Below are 19,854 nucleotides of genomic sequence, written 5' to 3' on the forward strand. Positions count from 1 at the left end.
ATCAATTTAATGCACAAACCAAAAGGTAATATAATTAGTCCTATTAATTTGGGCGTTTTAACACGCTGTCCGCTTTATCTTTTTTTGTCACCCTGAGCGGAGTCGAAGGGCGCTCAAAAAAAGGATGCCGCTTCCATCGTTAACGCTTTAAAAAAGAGAAAATATTCAAAAATGATTCAACCACCAGCTTTAAAAAAAGGAGACAAAATAGCCATCACATGTCCTGCAAAATCATTACTAAACCCTATGACAGCAGCCATTCAGCTTTTAGAATCTTGGGGGTTAGAAGTGATTTTGGGAGAAACTGTAGACGCTAAGTTTCATCAATTTTCTGGCACTGATGAATTAAGAGCCAAGGATATGCAAACGTTTATCAACGATAAGGAGATTAAAGCCATAATAGCTGCCAGAGGCGGATACGGTTGTATTAGAATTGTAGATCAAATTGACTGGACTCCTTTAATTGAAAACCCTAAATGGATTATTGGTTTTAGCGACATTACCGTTTTTCATCTTCAACTGCAAAGTTTAGGAATACAAAGTTTACATGCTCAAATGCCCTCAACCATTAAAGAAAGTAGTAAAGAGGGATTAGAAAGTTTAAGAAAAGTTTTATTTGGAGAAGAATTGGCTTATGAAATTGAAACGTCTAATTTAAATAAACAAGGAATAGCCCAAGGAGAATTAATTGGAGGAAATTTGAGTCTATTGATTGCCAGTTTAGGATCTAAAACAGATGTAGATTATACCAACAAAACCCTCTTTATTGAAGACGTTGGCGAATATTTATACAGTATTGATAGGATGATGAGGACGCTTGACAGAGCAGGCAAACTAGCCCAATTAAAAGGTTTAATTGTTGGTGGCTTTACTTCTCTAAAAGATAACGACATCCCTTTTGGCTTTACACATCAAGAAATCATAAATGATGTAATTTCAAAATACAATTATCCGGTTTGTTATGATTTCCCTGCAGGACATTTGCCAGATAATAGGGCCTTAATTTTTGGGAGGACCGTACAATTAGAAATTAATGACCATTGCACAAAAATCACTTATAAATAAAAATATGGCTTACTTATCAAAAATTAAAAATTACAAAGACCAAGGATTATTGATTGCTAGAATTGGACTTGGCGGCATGATGATTTTTCATGGATTACCAAAACTTATGGGTGGTATAGCAAAATGGGAAGCCATTGGTGGCAGTATGCAAAATTTGGGAATTACCTTTATGCCTGCATTTTGGGGATTTATGGCCAGTGCTGCCGAAGGTGTTGGTGGTTTACTCATTCTAATAGGCTTACTATTTAGACCAGCTGCAATACTCATCATCTTCACCATGATAGTTGCTGCAATTCAACATTTATCAGCAGGTGACGGCTTAATGGGCGCCTCTCATGCCATTGAAACCGCTTTTGCATTCTTTATTCTGTTATTTACTGGTCCGGGGAGATTTAGTTTGGATAAGAAATAAAAAAGTCTCCCTAATTGGGAGACTTTTTTTAAACTCATTTAAATATTCGATTAGTTTGGGACAATTAATGTATTTGTTCTTATTTCATTAATTGGAATTGGCCAAATATATGCCTTTTCTGTAGGAGCAACTGCATTTACAGGTTCTGTCGGGCTAATTTTTCCTGGAATAGTTTGATTTGTTCTTAATAAATCAATTGATCTAAATCCTTCGCCAATTAATTCAATTCTTCTCTCCGTTAAAATTGTATTAATCAATGCTGCTGGAGTAGCAAGATTAGTAGGGTCAAAGTTATATGTTGCATCTGATCTTTGTCTAACTGCATTTAGTAACGCAATTGCTCTTAAACTTGGCGTAACAGATGTTCTAGCATTTGCTTCAGCAAGATTTAATAAAACCTCTGCATACCTTATAACAGGAACATAATCTGCAAATGGCGAAGTTTTATTATACTTTATTAAGTAAGATTGCCCTCCACTTACTGTAATGAAGTTTGTTTTTCTTGCATCCGTAGCAGGCCATAATGGATTATTCAAGATTCCAGCTGAGGCAGTATTCAAATAATATTCTCCGTTTCCAAATCCAGAACCAGCTTTATTAAAATAATATCCAAGTTGGTTTTGAGTGCCTGGAGGGTTTGCATCTGTCATAGGCATAGACATAATGGACTCTACTGTTGTATAATTTGTATATGGAGTAGCCACACTAGCCTGAAGCTGGTGAAGAACTCCTGTAGGGGCTCTATATGGAGCAACTGCAGGAACCAATTTGTTACCTTCTGTGATCACATCAGCATATCTTCCCATGGTTAAATATACTCTAGTTTTAAGTGCTATTGCGGTATTTTTATGCGCTCTTGTTGTGTTTAACAATGCTGTTGAATAAGTTGAAGGCAAACCTGGTTCCGCTTCATTTAAATCCAAAAGAATTTGAGTATAAACTTGTGCAACAGTACTGCGAACTAAATCATTATTTGCACCGGTAGACTCAGGAAGTAATCTCAAAGGCACACCTAATGAAGCACCATTATCCAACGTAAAAGGTTTAGCATATAACTGTAATAAACTATAGTAAGTTAAAGCTCTTATTAATTTAGCTTCTCCTCTATAACTTGCTAAAAGAGTAGGGTCTATTTTAGCAGCATTATCATCTAATCCTTTTAAAAACACATTTACTCTGTTAATAGTTGAATAGGCTGTAGCCCATAGATTATTAACTTCATCTCTGCCAGACTCTACGTTTAGAGACCACACCGCTTTACCTGTAACAAGGTTATCTAACCTGTTGATAAATTCTTCACCTCGTATATCGTTATAAATTAAATACCTGCCACCATAAAACTGACCACTTTTTAATGTAGAGTAAAGTCCATTTATTTGTTGCTCAATTCTAGTAGGAGTATCAAAAGCATTGGCATCTGAGATAGCCGTTTCTGAGACAGGACTAAGTATTTCTTTATCGCAAGAGGATAATAAAAATAAGGTTGTCAGAGACAGTAAAACTATCTTCTGATTATGTTTTTTAAATATTCTAAATTTCATCTTAGTAAATTTTAAAGTTAAAATCCAACGTTTAAACCAAAAGTAAAAGTCCTTCCTTGTGGCACACTGTTTCTCTCTACTCCTGGAGCTAAGTTAGAATTACCATTTGTAGAAGTTTCTGGATCAGAACCAGTATAATTTGTTATCAAAAATGCATTGTTAACAGATGCATAAATTCTAACTGATCCAATTTTTGCTTTAGTCAATAAATTAGTTGGCAATTTATATCCCAATGTAGCATTAGAAAGTCTTAAAAAGTCTCCGTCTTCAACGTTAGCATCAATTGGGAAAGCAGAGCCATTTGAGACGTTATCACCAAAAATAGGTCTTGGAATATCTGTGATTTGTCCTGGTGTAGTCCATCTTCTCAAAACATCAGTCTGGTTGTTCCAAAAACGTTGATCTCTTAATCCTGCTTGAGAACCATTGTAGATAACATTACCACCACTATAAGTAAATTGTAAACCTAAATCTAACCTTCCGTAAGAAAAGTTATTGTTAAACCCACCATACCATTTTGGAATTGCGCTTCCTTGAATTTGAGCATCAGCCAAAGTGATAGCAGGAGCAATTGATCCATCCATAAAAGTCCATCTACTTTGTCCAGTCAAATTAACATGCTGATATTGAACCATTTGACCAGCTTTATTGATGAATATTCTTCTACCGTTATCAGGATTAATACCTGCAGTTTTAACGGCGTTTATACTTCCAACGGAATAGCCAACTCTTGTAATATTAGCTGTTTCTAAAGATGTAACACCAGCTATGTCGGCGTTACCTGTAGCTAATGATGTAACCTCATTTTTAACATTTGTATAATTGATATTTGCATTCCATTTGAACTTTCCTTTTTCTAAAATAGATGCATTAATACCAAGTTCAATTCCTTGATTGTACATTGAACCAATATTTTGTAATATAGTATTTCCAGGAATACCTTTAGATGGGGATTGTGGCGCATCTAAAATTAAACCATCAATGTTGTTTTTGAAATAAGTGGCTTCAAAAGATATTCTATCGTTTAAAAACCCTAAATCTAAACCAATATTGGTTTGCTTACTAGTTTCCCATTGCAATTCTGTATTTCCTGCTTGCGCAAATACTAAAGTAGAAGAAGCTCCATAAAGACCCGATCCAAATAAGAAATTTGAACCAAAGTCAGAAGGAAGATTTCCATTACCAACAACTCCATAACTTCCTTTAATTCTAATTTTAGAAATATTATCAGATAACTTTGAGTTTTTAAAGAATCCTTCTTCTGATATTAACCAACCAGCAGAAACACCACCAAAATTTCCATATTTTCTACCAGCTGCAAGAGTTGAATTACCATCTCTTCTTAAGTTAGCTGTTACAAAATATTTACCTCCATAGTTATAATTTAATCTAGTAAAAACAGCTGCAAAAGCTCTTTGACCAATTGCATTTCCTACTGGAGGCTGGTTAAGTGTATAATTACCTTGATAATCGTTGAAGAAAGGATCAGCTACTTGCTGACGTAAGCCACCCCAGTTTCTGGTAGTGAATTCTTGCGCCTCATAACCAACTAAAGCATCAACATTATGTTTTGTGGCAAATGTTTTATTATAATTTAATGAACTTGACCAATTCCAATTATTCCTATTTCCTAAATAATTTGCTGCTTCTCCTTGAACGGTAAAGCCATCACCATGCACTGGAGATGAAAAAGAAATACTTTCTGTAGTAATTTTATCAACAGAATAATTAGAAGTTAATGTTAATCCTTTAACTAAGTTAATTGTAGTACCAACAGTTGCTAAAATTCTATTACTTTCGGAAGTAAAAGTGTTTAAATCAAGAATTGCTGCTGCGTTTGTAAAACCAGATTGACTTAAATTATTACCTTGACCAACTAGGTTAGCACTCGAAATATTATAAGATCCATCTGGATTAACTGCATAAACGTTAGGAGCTGTTAGAACAGCTAATCTACCTAATCCAGAAGTGCCAAAAGCTTGACCTGGTAAAGACCCTGTATTTGGCGCTTCATTTTTAGAATTGGTTATATTAATGTTTCCTACAAATTTCAACCAATCTGTAACTTTTTGATTTACATTAAATCTAGCCGTGTTCCTTTTAAAATTGTTCCTTTTGATGAAACCATCTTGATCTGATAAACCTGCTGAAAAATAATAAGTAGTTTTATCAGTAGCGCCAGAAATTGACAGCGAATGATTTTGAGAATAGGCTTCTCTGTAAACTTCATCATACCATCTCGTATCTACTATAGAACCATCAGGATTATTGATTGGGAAGAAAAGTGCAGACGCTACTGCAGGATTAGCTGCATTTCCACCGGAAATCTTCGAATTTAATACGGCTTCGTTTTTATACGCAATATATTCAGAAGCATTTAAAATGTCAGGCAATCTTGTTGGGTTTGTAATCCCAAACCAACTGTCTAAATTAACTTTAGCTTGGCCTTGCTTACCTTTTTTTGTTGTGATAATTAATACTCCGGCGGCACCTCTTGACCCATAAATGGACGTTGAAGCAGCATCCTTAAGGATGTCTATTGATTCGATATCTGAAGGATTAATATCTCCTAAAGTATTGTTAGCCGCATTATTTGGAGAGACATCGCCTGAAACAATAGGAATACCATCTACCACAATTAATGGGAATGAACTTAAAGAAATAGAATTAAAACCTCTTACTCTAATCACAGGTGGATTGTTTAAAACACCGTTTGGCTGAATAATATTCACTCCGGCGGCTTGTCCTGTTAAACCTTGTCCAAAACTTTGAATTGGCCTATCTTTCAAAACATCACCAGATACTTTAGCGCTTGACCCAGTGAATTCATCTCTTTTTTGCGTACCGTAACCAGTTACAACTACCTCAGATAATGCTCTTGAATCAGATTCTAATACAACATTTACAGTGCTCCCTTTAATAATTGCCGTTTTACTTATAAAACCGACATAAGAAAATACTAATTCGCTAGAATTTAAAGGTACTTGTATAGAATACCTTCCATCTAAGTTGGTTTGTGTTCCTACCTTATTACCCTTAATAGTAATACTTACTCCTGGCAGTGGTGTACCATCATCTTTTGCTGTGACAGTACCAGTAATTGTTCGATCTTGTGCTATTGCGGTAGATGCAATAAACAAAAGCGTGAACAAAATTTGTACAAGTTTTTTCATACAATTCTAATTAATGTTAGTTAGTTATTAGTGTTAATTAATTTTAAATATACCGTAACAAAATTGTTAAGTACAAGCAATTATTTAACAATTTTTAACACTAAAAATCAATGATCTGATTTTCAATACTTTAGTTTTTTATTGTAAATAATTATGATACTAATATTAAAAAATGTCTATTAATTAATATTTGCTAAAAAAGACGCCCTAAGCATCCTGTATTTTATATTTATTGTAATTAAAACATGACTGATTAACAATCAGCTCACATTAAAATCAACATTAAAATTTTTTTAGTACTTTGTATTGCATAATACTAAATAAAACATATATCTTTGTATTATGATAATAGATAATACACAAACTCAAATGAGGAAAGGTATTTTAGAATACTGCATCCTCTCCATAATTTCTAGAGGAGAGACTTACGCCTCAGATATTATAGAAGAATTGAGGGTGGCTAAACTTCTAGTTGTAGAAGGTACGTTATACCCTCTTCTTACCCGCTTAAAAAATAATGGTCTCTTAAATTATAATTGGCAAGAATCTACATCGGGGCCACCCAGAAAATACTACCAACTTTCTGATGCCGGTAAAGAAATACTTCACCAATTAGATCAAACTTGGTTTGATTTAGCTTATGCTGTACAAACCAGCATTAAAGACAGAGTTATAAATATCAACACCAATCCTATTAAACCTTAACATCATGAACAAGACTATTATAATAAATATAAGTGGGGTAATCTTTCATATTGAAGAAGACGCCTATGAGATGCTTAAAAATTACATGAATGAGATCAAAAGACATTTTTCTTCTTATCAAGATAATTTTGAGATCATTACCGACATTGAAAACAGAATTGCTGAAATGTTTACTGAGTTACTAGAAAAAGAAAGTAAACAAGTAATTGTTACTGCTGATGTAGTTTTAGTAACCTCTAAAATGGGGAATACAGAAGATTTTGGAGACGACAATGCATCGGATTTTGAGCCAAACCCAACGGCCGATCCCATTGAAAACAAAAGAAAACTTTTTAGAGATATTGATGACCGAGTAATTGGCGGAGTATGTTCTGGCGTTGGTCATTATTTTGGGATAGAAGCCAGATGGATAAGAATTGCCTTTTTTGTGCTTTTCATCTTTTATGGCTTTGGCCTTTTCCCTTACCTATTACTTTGGATTATTATGCCAAAAGCGGTAAGTAGAACTGATAAAATGGAAATGAAAGGTGAGAAAATAAACCTTCAGGCTTTTCAAAAAAATGTGGAGGAAGAGCTTCAGGCAGTCACACATAATATTTCTAAAGCTCATGAATATGCTAAACCAGGCTTAGGTAGATTAGGCTCTTTTATAAGAGATGTGGTTACTGGTTTGTTAAAATTTTTAGGTGGTACAGGAAAACTAATCCTAAAAATTATTGGTGTTTTGATCATCACTTTTGTTGGATTTTTACTTATCGCCGCTTTTATTGCGCTATTAGTGTTTTTAGGTTATGCTGGTAATACAGATGTTTCTACCATTTTTCCTATTAATGCACTTACGCCGGCACTAAGACCAGCCATATACGTTTGTGCTTTCTTGGTTATTTTTATTCCGCTTTTAGGGATTATCCTTTTCATTATAAGAGTACTTTTTAATAGCAGAAAACTAACCAGAACCATTGGTTTTAGCCTATTAATGACCTGGGTTTTAGCCTTAGCTGTTGGCATCTTTTGTATTGCCAAAAATGCTACAGATTTTAAAGAAGAAGCCAGCTTTAGCGAAGCCACAGGATTAAAAACTAACACGCAAAATATTTATTACCTACAAATGGGCGAAGAAAGAACCATACAAGAGGATTTTGTAGATGGCAATAGAACCAAAATTATTACTATAACAGGAAATGACAGAGATTTTGATACGCCAAACAGAGTTGATATTGATTTACATTTAGTAGAAAGTGGTACACCTACTTTAACCAAAACATATTCGGCAAGAGGTAAAAACTTTGATATGGCTTTGCGTAATGCTAGGCAAATAGAATATTATTATACCCAAAAAGATTCTCTATTAGTTTTTGATTCTCACTCTGAATTAAAAGAAGGAAGTTTATGGCGCAACCAAGAGGTTAGATTAAAACTCAATATCCCAATTGGAACAGTCCTCTATATTCAAAAACAATTTGCTAGTCGCTTTTTCCAAAGTCAAATGTATGATTGTTTAGACTATGATGATGACAATGAGGATTTGATTAAAGTTGTGGCCACTAAAGAAGGTTTTACCTGCCAAAAAACAGATAAAGCAATAGCAAGACAAAAAGAGTATAACCAAGAAAATGAAATTAAAGACTCGGTAAGCACTATACTTAAATTTTAAAAATTTTTAGCCAAAAGGTGTAACCTTTTTTAAAGTTTATACATCTAATCTAAAAACACAAACTCACCCGTTAAGAAATCTTAACAATTTGATAATCAAATTAAAAGAAAATTTTAGGATTTTCTTAACGGGATAAATATTGCTCAAAATGAAGACTTTAAAAACTTTAATTTACATTTTTGTCGCCCTCTTTACCATTGGAAAAGTAAGCGCACAAAACACAACCCGCATCAATGGAAAAGCCGAATTAAAAAACGGAAGCTCGGCAGATTTTGCCACCATTACTTTATATAAATCTGCAGATTCTACTTTAGTTAAAGGAGGTTTTAGTGATGATAGCGGAAAATTTACCTTCGAAAACATCAAATCTGGATCTTATTATATTGAAGTGAGTTTAATGGGATTTCAAAATACAAAATCCGCGTTTTTTGAGGTGAACGGACAAGAGAAATTAGATCTCCCAACTATAATATTAACTGATCAGAGTAGAAGTTTAAAAGAAGTTGTAGTAACAGCAAGTAAGCCTTTTATAGAAAGAAAATTAGATAAAATGGTGATGAATGTTGAAAACAGCAGTTTAAACGTAGGGAACAATGCCTTAGAAATACTTGAAAAAGCACCTGGTGTAACTATAGATAAAGATGATAATCTGGCTATGAAAGGGAAACAAGGCGTTTTAGTGATGATGGATGGAAAACCAACCTATATGAGCAATGCTGATTTGGCTAATATGCTACGTAATACGCCTAGCGCAAACATTGAAAGTATTGAGCTCATCACCAATCCATCTGCTAAATATGATGCTGCCGGAAATGCAGGTATCATCAATATCAAAACCAAGAAAAATAAAAATTATGGTTTAAACGGAAGCATATCAGCCGGAAGTGGGTATGGCCAAACTTCTAAATATAATACTGGAGTAAACCTTAATTATCGCAAAAACAAAATCAATGTTTTTGGAAACTATAATTATGGTAATAATGGCAATTTAAGTAGCTTAAAACTACAAAGAGCGGTTAATTACCAAACTCAAACCACAAACTTTCAACAAAATACAGATTGGGAAAGACGCCGAAACAGCAATTCTTATAAAATAGGAGTCGATTTTTATGCAACGCCTAAAACCACTATAGGTGTTTTGTATAATGGCTACCAAAATGGAGTTGATGGAAGCAGTTTAAGCGGGACTAACATGTCAAACGGTGCTTTTCAGCTCGATTCTTCTATTGCCGTAAGTAGCAACAATTTAGAACGATATAGAAACAATGCTTTCAATGCTAATTACAAAACCACTTTTGACAGCTTAGGTAATGAATTAAGTGTAGACGTAGATTATTCTAATTATTTTGGAAACGGAAATGAATTTAGAAATAACAGCTACTTTAAAAGTGATGGAAGCATCAATAAAAATCCATTAAACATTAATTTTTCGACTCCAAGTCAAATAGAAATTAAATCAGCAAAAGCAGATTTTACGCATCCCATTAGTAAAGCCTCCCGCTTAGAAATTGGCTGGAAAAGCAGTTGGGTAACTACCGATAATAATTTCAAATTCTCAAATTTAGTAAGTAACGAGTGGCAAAACGACATCAGCAAAAGCAATCATTTTGTGTACGAAGAAAACATTAATGCCGGCTATTTAAATTTTAATACCGAAATTAAAAAAACAAGTCTTCAATTTGGCTTAAGAGCCGAGCAAACCGTATCAAAAGGAAACTCGGTAACTTTAAACAAAGTAGTGGATAGAAATTATTTAGAGTGGTTTCCAAGTGTGGCCATCTCTCAGCAATTATCAAAAAACCATCAGTTAGGATTAACCTACAGCCGCAGAATAGACAGACCGGCTTATGATGATTTAAATCCTTTTAGAGATTTTTTAGATGAATTTACTTATCAGGAAGGAAACCCATTTCTTAACCCTCAATTTACTAACGCATTTGAAGCATCTTACACCTATAAAAGCAAATACACGCTTGGTGTGAATTACAATATCACTAATGACGCCATTACAACCGTTACTGAGCAAAATGATGAAACCAAGGTTACCATAGCAAAAAACATAAATCTTGATACGCAAAAACAATATGGGGTTTCTGTTTATGCACCTTTTAACATTACTAAAGGGTGGAGCGTTAATAACAATTTAATGGTTTTTTACATGAGCTTTAGTTCGGCAATTGCGGGCAGTCAATTACAGGCTGGCCAAACCGCCTATAACTTTAGTAGCAACCAAAATTTTGTATTGAGTAAAACAAGTAGTGCTGAAATGTCTTTCAACTATCAATCTGGACTGAAATATGGTATTTTCACTATTAAACCACAATACGGTTTAAACTTAGGTTTCAAACAAAATGTGTTAAAAAATAAAGGAAGCCTAAAACTGAGTATAAATGATGTGTTTAATACTCGAATTCAAAGAATTTCTACAAACTTTAGTAACATGAATATAAGCTTTAATGAAAAACGAGAAACTCAAACACTTAATTTATCTTTCAATTATAGGTTTGGTAAAAACACTGTAAAAGCAGCCAGAAAAAGAGCTACCGGCTTAGAAGATGAATCTAACAGGATAAAAAACTAACCAACTTTTTCGCAAAAAAACGTTCTTAAAAAATTTAAGGACGTTTTTTTTGTTTAGTTGATGCTTGATATTTAAGATTTTACGTACTTTTCAGGTCTGTAACAATATTTTTGTACTAATACCTACCTATGGTTAAAAAATTACGTTTTCTATTTACATTGTTAATCATCAATAATGCGCTTGTCTATTGTCAAACTTCAGATTTTAAAATTACTGGTAAAGTATTTGCCAAATCAGAAAATATAGAGAATGTAAACGTTATTCTAATTACTGTTAAAGATTCTACAGTAGTAAAAAGTGTATTATCAGATGCTATTGGCAATTATGAAATTCTCAATATAAAGCCAGGCAATTACCGTCTTTCCTTTATTAAAACTGGTTATCAAACTGTATTTACTGATGAATTACAGCTTAATCAAAAAGGTTTGGGGCTAACCATTCCTTTAATAGAAATAATTAAGCAACCAAAACAACTAAAAGAAGTGGTGGTGCAGGCAAAAATACCTTATATAGAAAGAAGAGCCGGCAAAACTGTAATCAATGTAGAAAACAGTGTTTTTGGATTGGGCAGTTCGGGTTTAGAAGTATTACAAACCGTACCTGGCATTAGAATTGAAAATAACGACCAACTTTCTATCCAAGGGAAAAACAATGTAGCTGTTTATATAGATGGCAAACCCAGCAACCTATCGGGAATTAATTTAGTAGAGTTTCTTAAAAACATCCCCACCAATAATATAGAACAAATAGAATTATTAAATGGCTCTTCGGCCAGATATGATGCTGCGAATAACGGTGGAATCATCAACATCAAATTCAAAAAAGGAAAAAATATTGGCGCAAACGGTACCGCTTCTTTTGGCGGTGGCTTAGGCCGAAATTATAGATATAATGCTGGTTTGAGCTTAAATAACAGAACCGAGAAATCTAATATCTATTTCAATTATGATTTTAGCGAAATTAAAGCAGTTGATGATAACTACCTACGTAGAAACATAAATAACCCCAGTTTAAAAACTCTTTTTGATATAAAAAACAACGATTTAAAGACGAGGACTAATCATAATTTTTTGTTGGGATTAGATTATAACCTGAATAAAAATCATGCGGTAGGTTTTTTGGTGAATGCCTTTAGCAATAAAATGCTGTCTGATGAGCATAACAAAAGCTTAATTTTTAATAATAGTATTCAAGATTCTACCATTTTATCTACCTCTTTAGAAAACAGAAGAATTAACAATATTTCTACCAACATTAATTATGCTGGCAATCTTGGTAAAAAAGGCACCAGCTTAAAAGCCGATGTAGATTACCTTAATTACGCCAGAAAATCTGACGAAAATTTAGGAAGCATTTATTTAGACAACAACGGTTTTGAGTTTAAATCCCCATTGCAATTTAACAACTTAAGCCCTTCTCAAATTGATATTTTGTCTATTAAAGCTGATATTTCAAATCCTATTAATAAAAATTCATCATTAGATGCCGGTTTAAAAAGCAGTTGGGTAAAAACATCAAGCCAAAGAAATATAAATATTACCTCTGGCCAAAATTATATTTTTAACCCAAGTACTTTATTTAATTATAAAGAGCAAATTTATGCCGGCTTTATAAGCTTTAAAACTAAAACAGAAAAAAGCAATTTAGAAATAGGTTTAAGAGCCGAACAAACCATTGCCAAGGGAGATACTTCTTTAACAACTAAGTTAATAGATAGAAACTACCTCAACCTTTTCCCAAATTTATTATATGCTTTAGATTTCAACCAAAATCATAAAATTAGCTTTTCATTTAGCCGAGGAATCACCAGACCACGTTATGAAGATCTTAATCCGTTTTACTATTTTTTAGATCAATACACCTATAATCAAGGAAATCCTTCGCTTTCGCCATCCTACATTAATGCCTCTAAAATAAACTGGGAAATTAAGTCGAAATACAATTTTAGCTTGCAGTACAACTACATCAAAGACTTTGCTTACGTTGTTTATGAACAAGATAACGCCACACAAACCGCAACAACCAGCCGAAATAATTTTGATTACCGCCAAACCTTAGGTTTTGAAATTGGCATTCCAATCACCCTTGCATCTTGGTGGGATATAGATTTTAACACCCAAGCTTATTACGAATTTTTTAAATACACCAACAACCAAAAAAAACAAATTAATAACGAGAGCACTAGCTTTTTAGTCACTCTAAATCATACTTTAACGCTTCCAAAAGGTTTTAATGCTATGGCTAATATGCATTACGAAAGCCCTACTTCTTATGGCATTTTCACCTTTAAGCCGCTTTATTATGTCAACTTTGGCATCTCTAAATCTATTTTAAATAAACAAGGAAGCATTAGGTTTTTAGCTACCGATTTGTTTGACACCAACAGCAACAGATACGGTACCAACTTTTACAATTTAGATTTAAACGCCAAAGAGAAAGCCGAAACCCGTAGTTTCAGACTCAGCTTTAGCTATAAATTTGGTAAAAAAGAAGTGAAAGCCTATCGACAAAGAAAAGTTGGCGCAGCCGAAGAAAAATCTAGAGTAGGACAATAAGAATAATTTGAAAAGCAAGTTCCTGTTCAACTATTAGCGGTAGCCCCGCTTTACGCATTACAGGCCTTCTCTCACAAAACCCATTACGGTAATTGCTGCAATCGGGTTTAGCTTACATAGGCTTGTGCTACTTATTCAAATTCAAGCCAACCTCAGTCTATAAAAAAAGCAGGGCTAACTTAAATTTAAGTTGAACCCTGCTTTTCCAAAAATATTTTTAATTATTGCCCAACCATAAAAACGGCATTGCTAAACAACAATTTTCCGTTTTCCCAAAAGCTTCTAAACAATGGGTTATCAGCCATGTAAACTACAGAGCCTCTTCCAATTTCTTCAACGGCCAATAAAGTTCCGTCTTGAATTTTCTTTTTGGTTTGAGTTCCGGCAAAACCAGTTACATAGTTATTCTTTTTAACGGTTCCAACATTCCAACCATTTTCTAAGAAATTATAGGTGTTGGCATCTAACTTTAAAGTGTAATAATAAGAGGGGAAACCAAAACCTAATGGGTGCGTATTGTCTAAATCAATTTTATAAATAGCCCCAGGAATGTTGTTTACAATACTGGCTCGCTCTCTATCAGCGTAAGGCTTAATTAGATCATAAGCATCTTTTTTGGCAGCGTCCTTTTCTCCTTCTTTTTTCTCTTCTTTAGATTTTAAAGAAAACCCTTTTTTGTCTGCCAGTTGCTTTACAGCACCATCAATGGCAATTAATTTACCGCCAGCTTTAATCCATTCCTGAATTTTCTCGTTATCTAAATTTTGGTAGTAACCATCAGGCGCAATAAGTACTTGAATATCGTTCCATACTACTCTACCTAAATCAGAAGTTTTAATTACCGTAATTGGATACCCAATTTGTTGCTCAAAAAAGTGCCAAACTTCGCCAAAAGCTAAAGAATTTACTTCATCTCCAGCTAAAACTGCTACAGTTGGTTTGTTTATAAATCTAATTTTATCAGATCCAAAATCAGCACCTTTATCTACAAAACCACTGTTTATTTTGGTTAAATCTTCTCCACTTTCATTGGCTATTTTCATTAAAGAAGCTTCTAATTTATCGCCCATAGCTTCATTACTGGTTTTAGCAATAATTAAAGACCCGGCTCCAAATTTTTTACCATTTACTTCAAAAGGCACTTCGGTATATCTTACTTTAATGTTGTTTTTAAGCAAGGCCGCTAAAAATTTAACATCATTTAAAGACTTCCATTCGGCAATCCAGGCATAAGCACTTCCAGTAACCTCTGGGGCTTTTGGAGGCATTGGTGGTGCAATTTGCTGTGTAGCTTTAATAGATTCTTTAATGGCGTAAGCCTGCAAACCATAAGCGTAAGGTAAAGCCCAAGCAGTAATATCATAAGTATTAGAATCGGCAACAAAAGTGCGGGGTTCTAATAATACTTTAGCCAAAACAGATTTTGGTTGATATAAATTCACTATCAAATCTGAAGAAGCGATGTTAAAAGTCTCGGTTTTACCAGAAAAATAATTGAATCCACTGGCAGATTTTGAAACTCCGTAACCTACTTCTATTCCGTTAGTCTTCAATAATGAAGCTAATTTATTGGCATTATCTGTATTCTCGCTTTTAATTACATAGGTTTTATACTCGCTTTGAGGATTGTTTTTTGAATCGTTAAAGAATTTTTTAAACTCAACCACTACTTTATCTGCATGGTTAGCAGTAGCTTCTACAGTAGAAAGTCCGGTAGTGTAATGGTGTGCAATTCTATCTTTTAATGTTAAAGTATCTCCTTCTTCATTCAAAATAGCTAAACCTGCTACTCCACCGCCACCTTGTTCAAAAGTCATCCCAATAGACCCATTGTAAATTGGATAAGTATCTCCATAAGAAGGGTACAATAAATCAAAACGTTCTTTAGTAAAGTACATCCAACCTTTTTGATCAAAATATTTGGCGTTATTTTTTCCTATAATGGTTTGAAACTCTCTTTGCCAAGGCGTAATTACCTGATGAAAAGGCTCGGCAGCAGGCGCAAAATAATAAGGTTCGTTTACGCCTTGCTCATGAAAATCAACATGAATTTGGGGTAACCAACTGCTATATAAAGCTAATCTTTGCTTGGTTTCTATTTGTGTTTGCCAAGCCCAATCTCTGTTTAAATCAAAATAATAATGATTTGCTCTACCTCCTGGCCAAGGCTCTCTATGCTCACGGGCGTAAGCCTTTGGATCTGAAATTAAATTAGCCACCGGATTATAAAAATTCACATATCTATCTCTCCCATCAGGGTTAATACATGGGTCTATCACCACAACGGTATTTTTTAACCATGCTTTAGTTTTGGTATTAGTTGGGTCTAACAAATCATAAATGGTTTTCATAGAAGCTTCTGTAGAAACCGACTCGTTACCATGTACATTATAACTCAACCATACAATTGCAGGCTGATTAGCCATTGCCGTTCCGCCTTCAAAACCAGCGTTAGCTAAATTACTTTTTCTAATTTCTTCTAATTTGTTGATGTTTTCATCATTGGCTACCATTGCCACTAAAAGCTCTCTGCCTTCGTTTGTTTTACCATAATATTGCAACTTTACATTTTTAGAGTTTGCGGCTAAATATTGGTAATACTGCACCACTTTATAGTGAAGCGTAAATTTAGACCCTAGCGGGTAACCTAAAAATTCATCAGGAGATTGCAGTTTTTGTTGCGCAAATGTGAAGGATATACCTGTAATGAGCAAGCAAAAGGAAAATAGAAGTTTTTTCATATTACTAAACTAACTATTTAGCCTTGTTAAAAAAACGATGTTTAATAATTCCTCTTATTTTTGGGAAATAAGCCCTACAAAACTAATATTGTAAATAAAAAATTACACATGACCATTGCGCAATTGTATCAACATTACCTTTTACACCCAACAATTTGTACCGATACCAGAAAAATTACTCCGGGTTGTTTATTTTTTGCCTTAAAAGGTGAAAATTTTAACGCCAACACTTTTGCTTTACAAGCGTTAGAAAACGGAGCTGCTTTTGCAGTGATAGACGATGTTGAATATCAAAAAGACAATAGGTTTATATTGGTAAATGATACTTTAATAGCTTTGCAGCAATTGGCTAAGCACCATAGAACGCAACTTAACATACCGATAATTGGGCTTACGGGCTCTAACGGAAAAACCACTACCAAAGAATTAATTTACAGTGTACTTTCTCAAAAACTGAATACACATGCCACCAAAGGGAATTTCAATAACCACATTGGCGTACCCTTAACGCTTTTAGAAATTAAACCCGAGGCGGAAGTTGCGATAATAGAAATGGGCGCTAATCACCAAAAAGAAATTGAGCTGTTATGTGATATTTGCCAACCCAATTACGGCTTAATTACCAATGTTGGAAAAGCACATTTAGAAGGTTTTGGCGGTTTTGAAGGCGTAAAAAAGGGGAAGGGAGAACTCTATAATTTTTTGGAAAAGAACCACGGTACGGCATTTATCAATAAAGACAATACGCATTTATTAGGCATGGCCGAAACTAGAAAGCTAGATAAAATTGTTTATTACGGCACTCATCCTTCTAATGATGTAAGTGGCGAATTAATTAAAAACGACCCTTTTTTGGAAGTGAAATGGAGACATCAAGGAGAAAACTATACGGTACATTCTAAACTGACGGGTATTTACAATTTTGAAAATATTTTAGCCGCTGTTACTATTGGTTTAGCGTTTGGCCTATCGGCTGATGAAATAAACCAAGGGATTAACACTTATGAACCGCAAAATAACCGATCTCAAATTATTAAAACAGCAAACAACACCGTAATTGGCGACTATTATAATGCCAACCCAAGCAGCATGTTGGTTGCCATAGAAAATTTAGCCAAGCTAGCTGCCAACGAAAAGGTGATTATTTTAGGAGATATGTTTGAACTTGGCGATGAAGCCGCTGCTGAGCATGAAAATATCCTACAAAAAGCTTTAGAGCAACATTTTTATAAGACTATTTTTATAGGGCAAGAATTTTACAAGCTGAATGCATCAGCTGATACTTTTTTCTTTAAAACCACTTTAGAAGCAGCTGCCGAATTAAAGAAAAAACCAATTAAAAACGCTTTAGTTTTGTTAAAAGGCAGTAGAAGTATGAAGTTAGAAAGCCTGATGGAGTTATTATAACTAATGAAATTTACCGGGGTATCCTAAATAAAATACCTAAAGACATGCTCTGGCTAGATTGTATTTTTCCGCTAAAATCATCATCGTACAAAGCAGTGCCGTTAACCGTAACATTAATCAATCTGTTTACTTTTGCTGTTATGGTTACATCTAATCTTTGATCTATGTTGTTTAATTTTTCATAGGCTGCAAAAAGCAGATACCTCGATTTTAAATTTAAATTTTCGGCAATATCCTTATCAAAATTTGCTACAGCCTGAAAAGCCAGCTCATTTCTAAATGTTGCGCCAACGGGTACCCCAAAGTTTTTTGGATTATTTCTATACAAAGCAGTATCTATCATAAAAGTTTGCCTAGCCGTTCCTGTACCCAATCTTAAACTAAAATACTTTTTTGGCTTATATTCAAACCCAAAAGATTCGGTTAAATATCCCGGAGCTAAAAAATTAGAGATAACTTTTCTGGTTTCTTTTCCCTGAGCATCTTTTCCAAAGCTATAACCTAAATCAAACTGAGATTCAAAACTTATAGAACCAAATACACTCCAGTTTTTAGATAAAGACATGGCAGCTTTATTATCAAAAAATATTCTGTCGTTGGTTTTTCTTTCTAACTGCCCTTGGTTCTTTAGTTTTCCATATTGCATTAATATCTCCGACGTAAAATTCATTCCGTCTTTATTATACTCGCCTTTATAATTCACCAATGCCCCTAAAGCAATAGAATTTACCCCTCCGCTACTCCAGTTATCACTAAAAGCAGCCTGATTAAGGTTAATTCCAAAACTACCTTTGGTTTTCCAATAATTAACTTTGAGGTTTAAAACACTTAAAGAAAGGTTTCTTTTATAAATATAAAATAAGGGAGGCCGGGTATAAAATGGATTCTTTTTAGGCTGCAAACTGCTTACCTCAACAGGTTCTATTTTTTCTCTTTGAGCCAAAACCGACTTAAAAGACAATAAAAAAGCAACTATTAAAAGAAAGCAAACACTGAATTTGCATTTATTCATACCGCAAAGGAAATAATTTAAGAAGGATTACTGAAATCTAATTGAAATTAATGATGAGAAAGGCTTAAATTAAACCTCCTAAATTAAAATTTGAGCTAATGTGCTTTTAGCTTTATCTGTTTAATAATATTACTATTATCAAATCTGTATCTTTAGTTTCATTTACTCGTAATACCTTTATCCTCATGAAATACTCTATACAGAAACTCTAGATAAATATCTATTGTATTTAAAAAAATCATCTTCAACAAATTTTAATTATGAAAAAATTAACTTTTTTTACTCTCATTCTTAGTTGTTTTCTTTTATCATGTGAGAAAGAGAAATTAACTAAAGCTACTCAAATAGGAGCGAATACTTTTTCTTGTAAAGTAAACGGACAAATCCTAATTCCTAATAATGAAGCTTTTTCAGTTGATGCAATAAGTACTTCACTTGTCTTAAATGAAGATCCGAATTTCTACAATCTCAAAATTTTAACTAATTACTCGAAAACAAATCCATCCAAAAAAATTTATTTAACGATTTATAAAATCAATTCAATCGGCGTGTATATATTCAGCGGTAGCGATTTTAGATATGGGGAGTATTTCATTAGTGCCCCAGACAATAAAGAATATAATTCTAGAACATCAAATATTGGAGAAGTAAAAATCACTAAACTAGATTTAGCAAATAAAATTGTATCTGGTACTTTTTCATTTGAAGCCACTAATAAAAACGATCCAAATGACAAAGTTTCCATTACAGATGGAAGGTTTGATTTAAGATTAAGATAATCTAAATTAAAACAGGATCTCTCATTTGCTCTAAGGCCATCATGGCATCATCAATATTTCTAACGTCTTCAATACCATCCTCGTTTAAGTGTTCCGCTAGGATCACTTAAATGCTTTTTAAAAACTGAGGACTGTGTCCGGAATAATATCACCACATTCTTTCTATTGGCAATAAACCTATAACAGTAACGTGATGCTATAAATAATTAAGATAATTTTAATAATTATC

At 33.6% G+C, this 19,854-nt stretch carries 12 protein-coding genes; 8 read left to right on the forward strand and 4 right to left on the reverse strand.

The window, feature by feature from the left end; all coding sequences use genetic code 11:
- The first annotated feature begins 171 nt into the window (after positions 1 to 171).
- Together FA046_RS01280 and FA046_RS01285 are read left to right on the forward strand one after the other, a co-directional pair.
- Positions 172 to 1,065, forward strand: coding sequence for a S66 peptidase family protein (locus tag FA046_RS01280; protein WP_136824552.1), 894 nt, complete (start codon positions 172 to 174; stop codon positions 1,063 to 1,065).
- Positions 1,066 to 1,069: 4 nt separating this feature from the next.
- Entirely contained in the window at positions 1,070 to 1,477 is a 408-nt protein-coding gene (locus FA046_RS01285) for a DoxX family protein (protein WP_136824553.1), read from the forward strand.
- 50 nt (positions 1,478 to 1,527) lie between these two features.
- Here FA046_RS01285 and FA046_RS01290 read toward each other — a convergent pair whose 3' ends face one another.
- On the reverse strand, positions 1,528 to 3,018 hold the full coding sequence (locus FA046_RS01290; RefSeq protein WP_136824554.1) for a RagB/SusD family nutrient uptake outer membrane protein: 1,491 nt from the start codon (positions 3,016 to 3,018) through the stop codon (positions 1,528 to 1,530).
- Positions 3,019 to 3,035: 17 nt separating this feature from the next.
- Positions 3,036 to 6,191, reverse strand: a complete 3,156-nt coding sequence (locus FA046_RS01295; RefSeq protein WP_136824555.1) for a SusC/RagA family TonB-linked outer membrane protein — start codon at positions 6,189 to 6,191, stop codon at positions 3,036 to 3,038.
- Positions 6,192 to 6,533: 342 nt separating this feature from the next.
- Here FA046_RS01295 and FA046_RS01300 point away from each other — a divergent pair, with 342 nt between their 5' ends.
- The 4 genes from FA046_RS01300 to FA046_RS01315 all read left to right on the forward strand — a co-directional run bounded on the left by FA046_RS01300 (position 6,534) and on the right by FA046_RS01315 (position 13,686).
- Entirely contained in the window at positions 6,534 to 6,896 is a 363-nt protein-coding gene (locus FA046_RS01300; RefSeq protein ID WP_136824556.1) for a PadR family transcriptional regulator, read from the forward strand.
- 4 nt (positions 6,897 to 6,900) lie between these two features.
- Positions 6,901 to 8,550: a PspC domain-containing protein gene (locus tag FA046_RS01305; RefSeq protein WP_136824557.1), complete on the forward strand. Its 1,650-nt coding sequence runs from the start codon at positions 6,901 to 6,903 to the stop codon at positions 8,548 to 8,550.
- A 148-nt stretch (positions 8,551 to 8,698) separates the two neighbouring features.
- A complete protein-coding gene (locus FA046_RS01310; RefSeq protein ID WP_136824558.1) occupies positions 8,699 to 11,131 on the forward strand; it encodes an outer membrane beta-barrel family protein in 2,433 nt (810 codons plus the stop codon).
- Between the two features lie 128 nt (positions 11,132 to 11,259).
- Entirely contained in the window at positions 11,260 to 13,686 is a 2,427-nt protein-coding gene (locus tag FA046_RS01315; RefSeq protein WP_136824559.1) for a TonB-dependent receptor, read from the forward strand.
- A gap of 221 nt (positions 13,687 to 13,907) precedes the next feature.
- Here the strand turns inward: FA046_RS01315 and FA046_RS01320 are convergent, their stop codons facing one another.
- Positions 13,908 to 16,427, reverse strand: coding sequence for a M14 metallopeptidase family protein (locus tag FA046_RS01320; protein WP_136824560.1), 2,520 nt, complete (start codon positions 16,425 to 16,427; stop codon positions 13,908 to 13,910).
- A gap of 108 nt (positions 16,428 to 16,535) precedes the next feature.
- Between FA046_RS01320 and FA046_RS01325 the strand changes: the two genes are divergently transcribed.
- Complete coding sequence (locus FA046_RS01325; protein ID WP_136824561.1) at positions 16,536 to 17,834, forward strand: UDP-N-acetylmuramoyl-tripeptide--D-alanyl-D-alanine ligase; 1,299 nt, start codon at positions 16,536 to 16,538, stop codon at positions 17,832 to 17,834.
- Between the two features lie 10 nt (positions 17,835 to 17,844).
- Here FA046_RS01325 and FA046_RS01330 read toward each other — a convergent pair whose 3' ends face one another.
- Positions 17,845 to 18,795: a DUF3078 domain-containing protein gene (locus FA046_RS01330; protein ID WP_225870858.1), complete on the reverse strand. Its 951-nt coding sequence runs from the start codon at positions 18,793 to 18,795 to the stop codon at positions 17,845 to 17,847.
- A gap of 311 nt (positions 18,796 to 19,106) precedes the next feature.
- Here FA046_RS01330 and FA046_RS01335 point away from each other — a divergent pair, with 311 nt between their 5' ends.
- Positions 19,107 to 19,625, forward strand: coding sequence for a DUF6252 family protein (locus FA046_RS01335; RefSeq protein ID WP_136824563.1), 519 nt, complete (start codon positions 19,107 to 19,109; stop codon positions 19,623 to 19,625).
- Positions 19,626 to 19,854 lie beyond the last annotated feature (229 nt).

The organism is Pedobacter cryophilus (assembly GCF_005116455.1).
GTDB lineage: Bacteria > Bacteroidota > Bacteroidia > Sphingobacteriales > Sphingobacteriaceae > Pseudopedobacter > Pseudopedobacter cryophilum.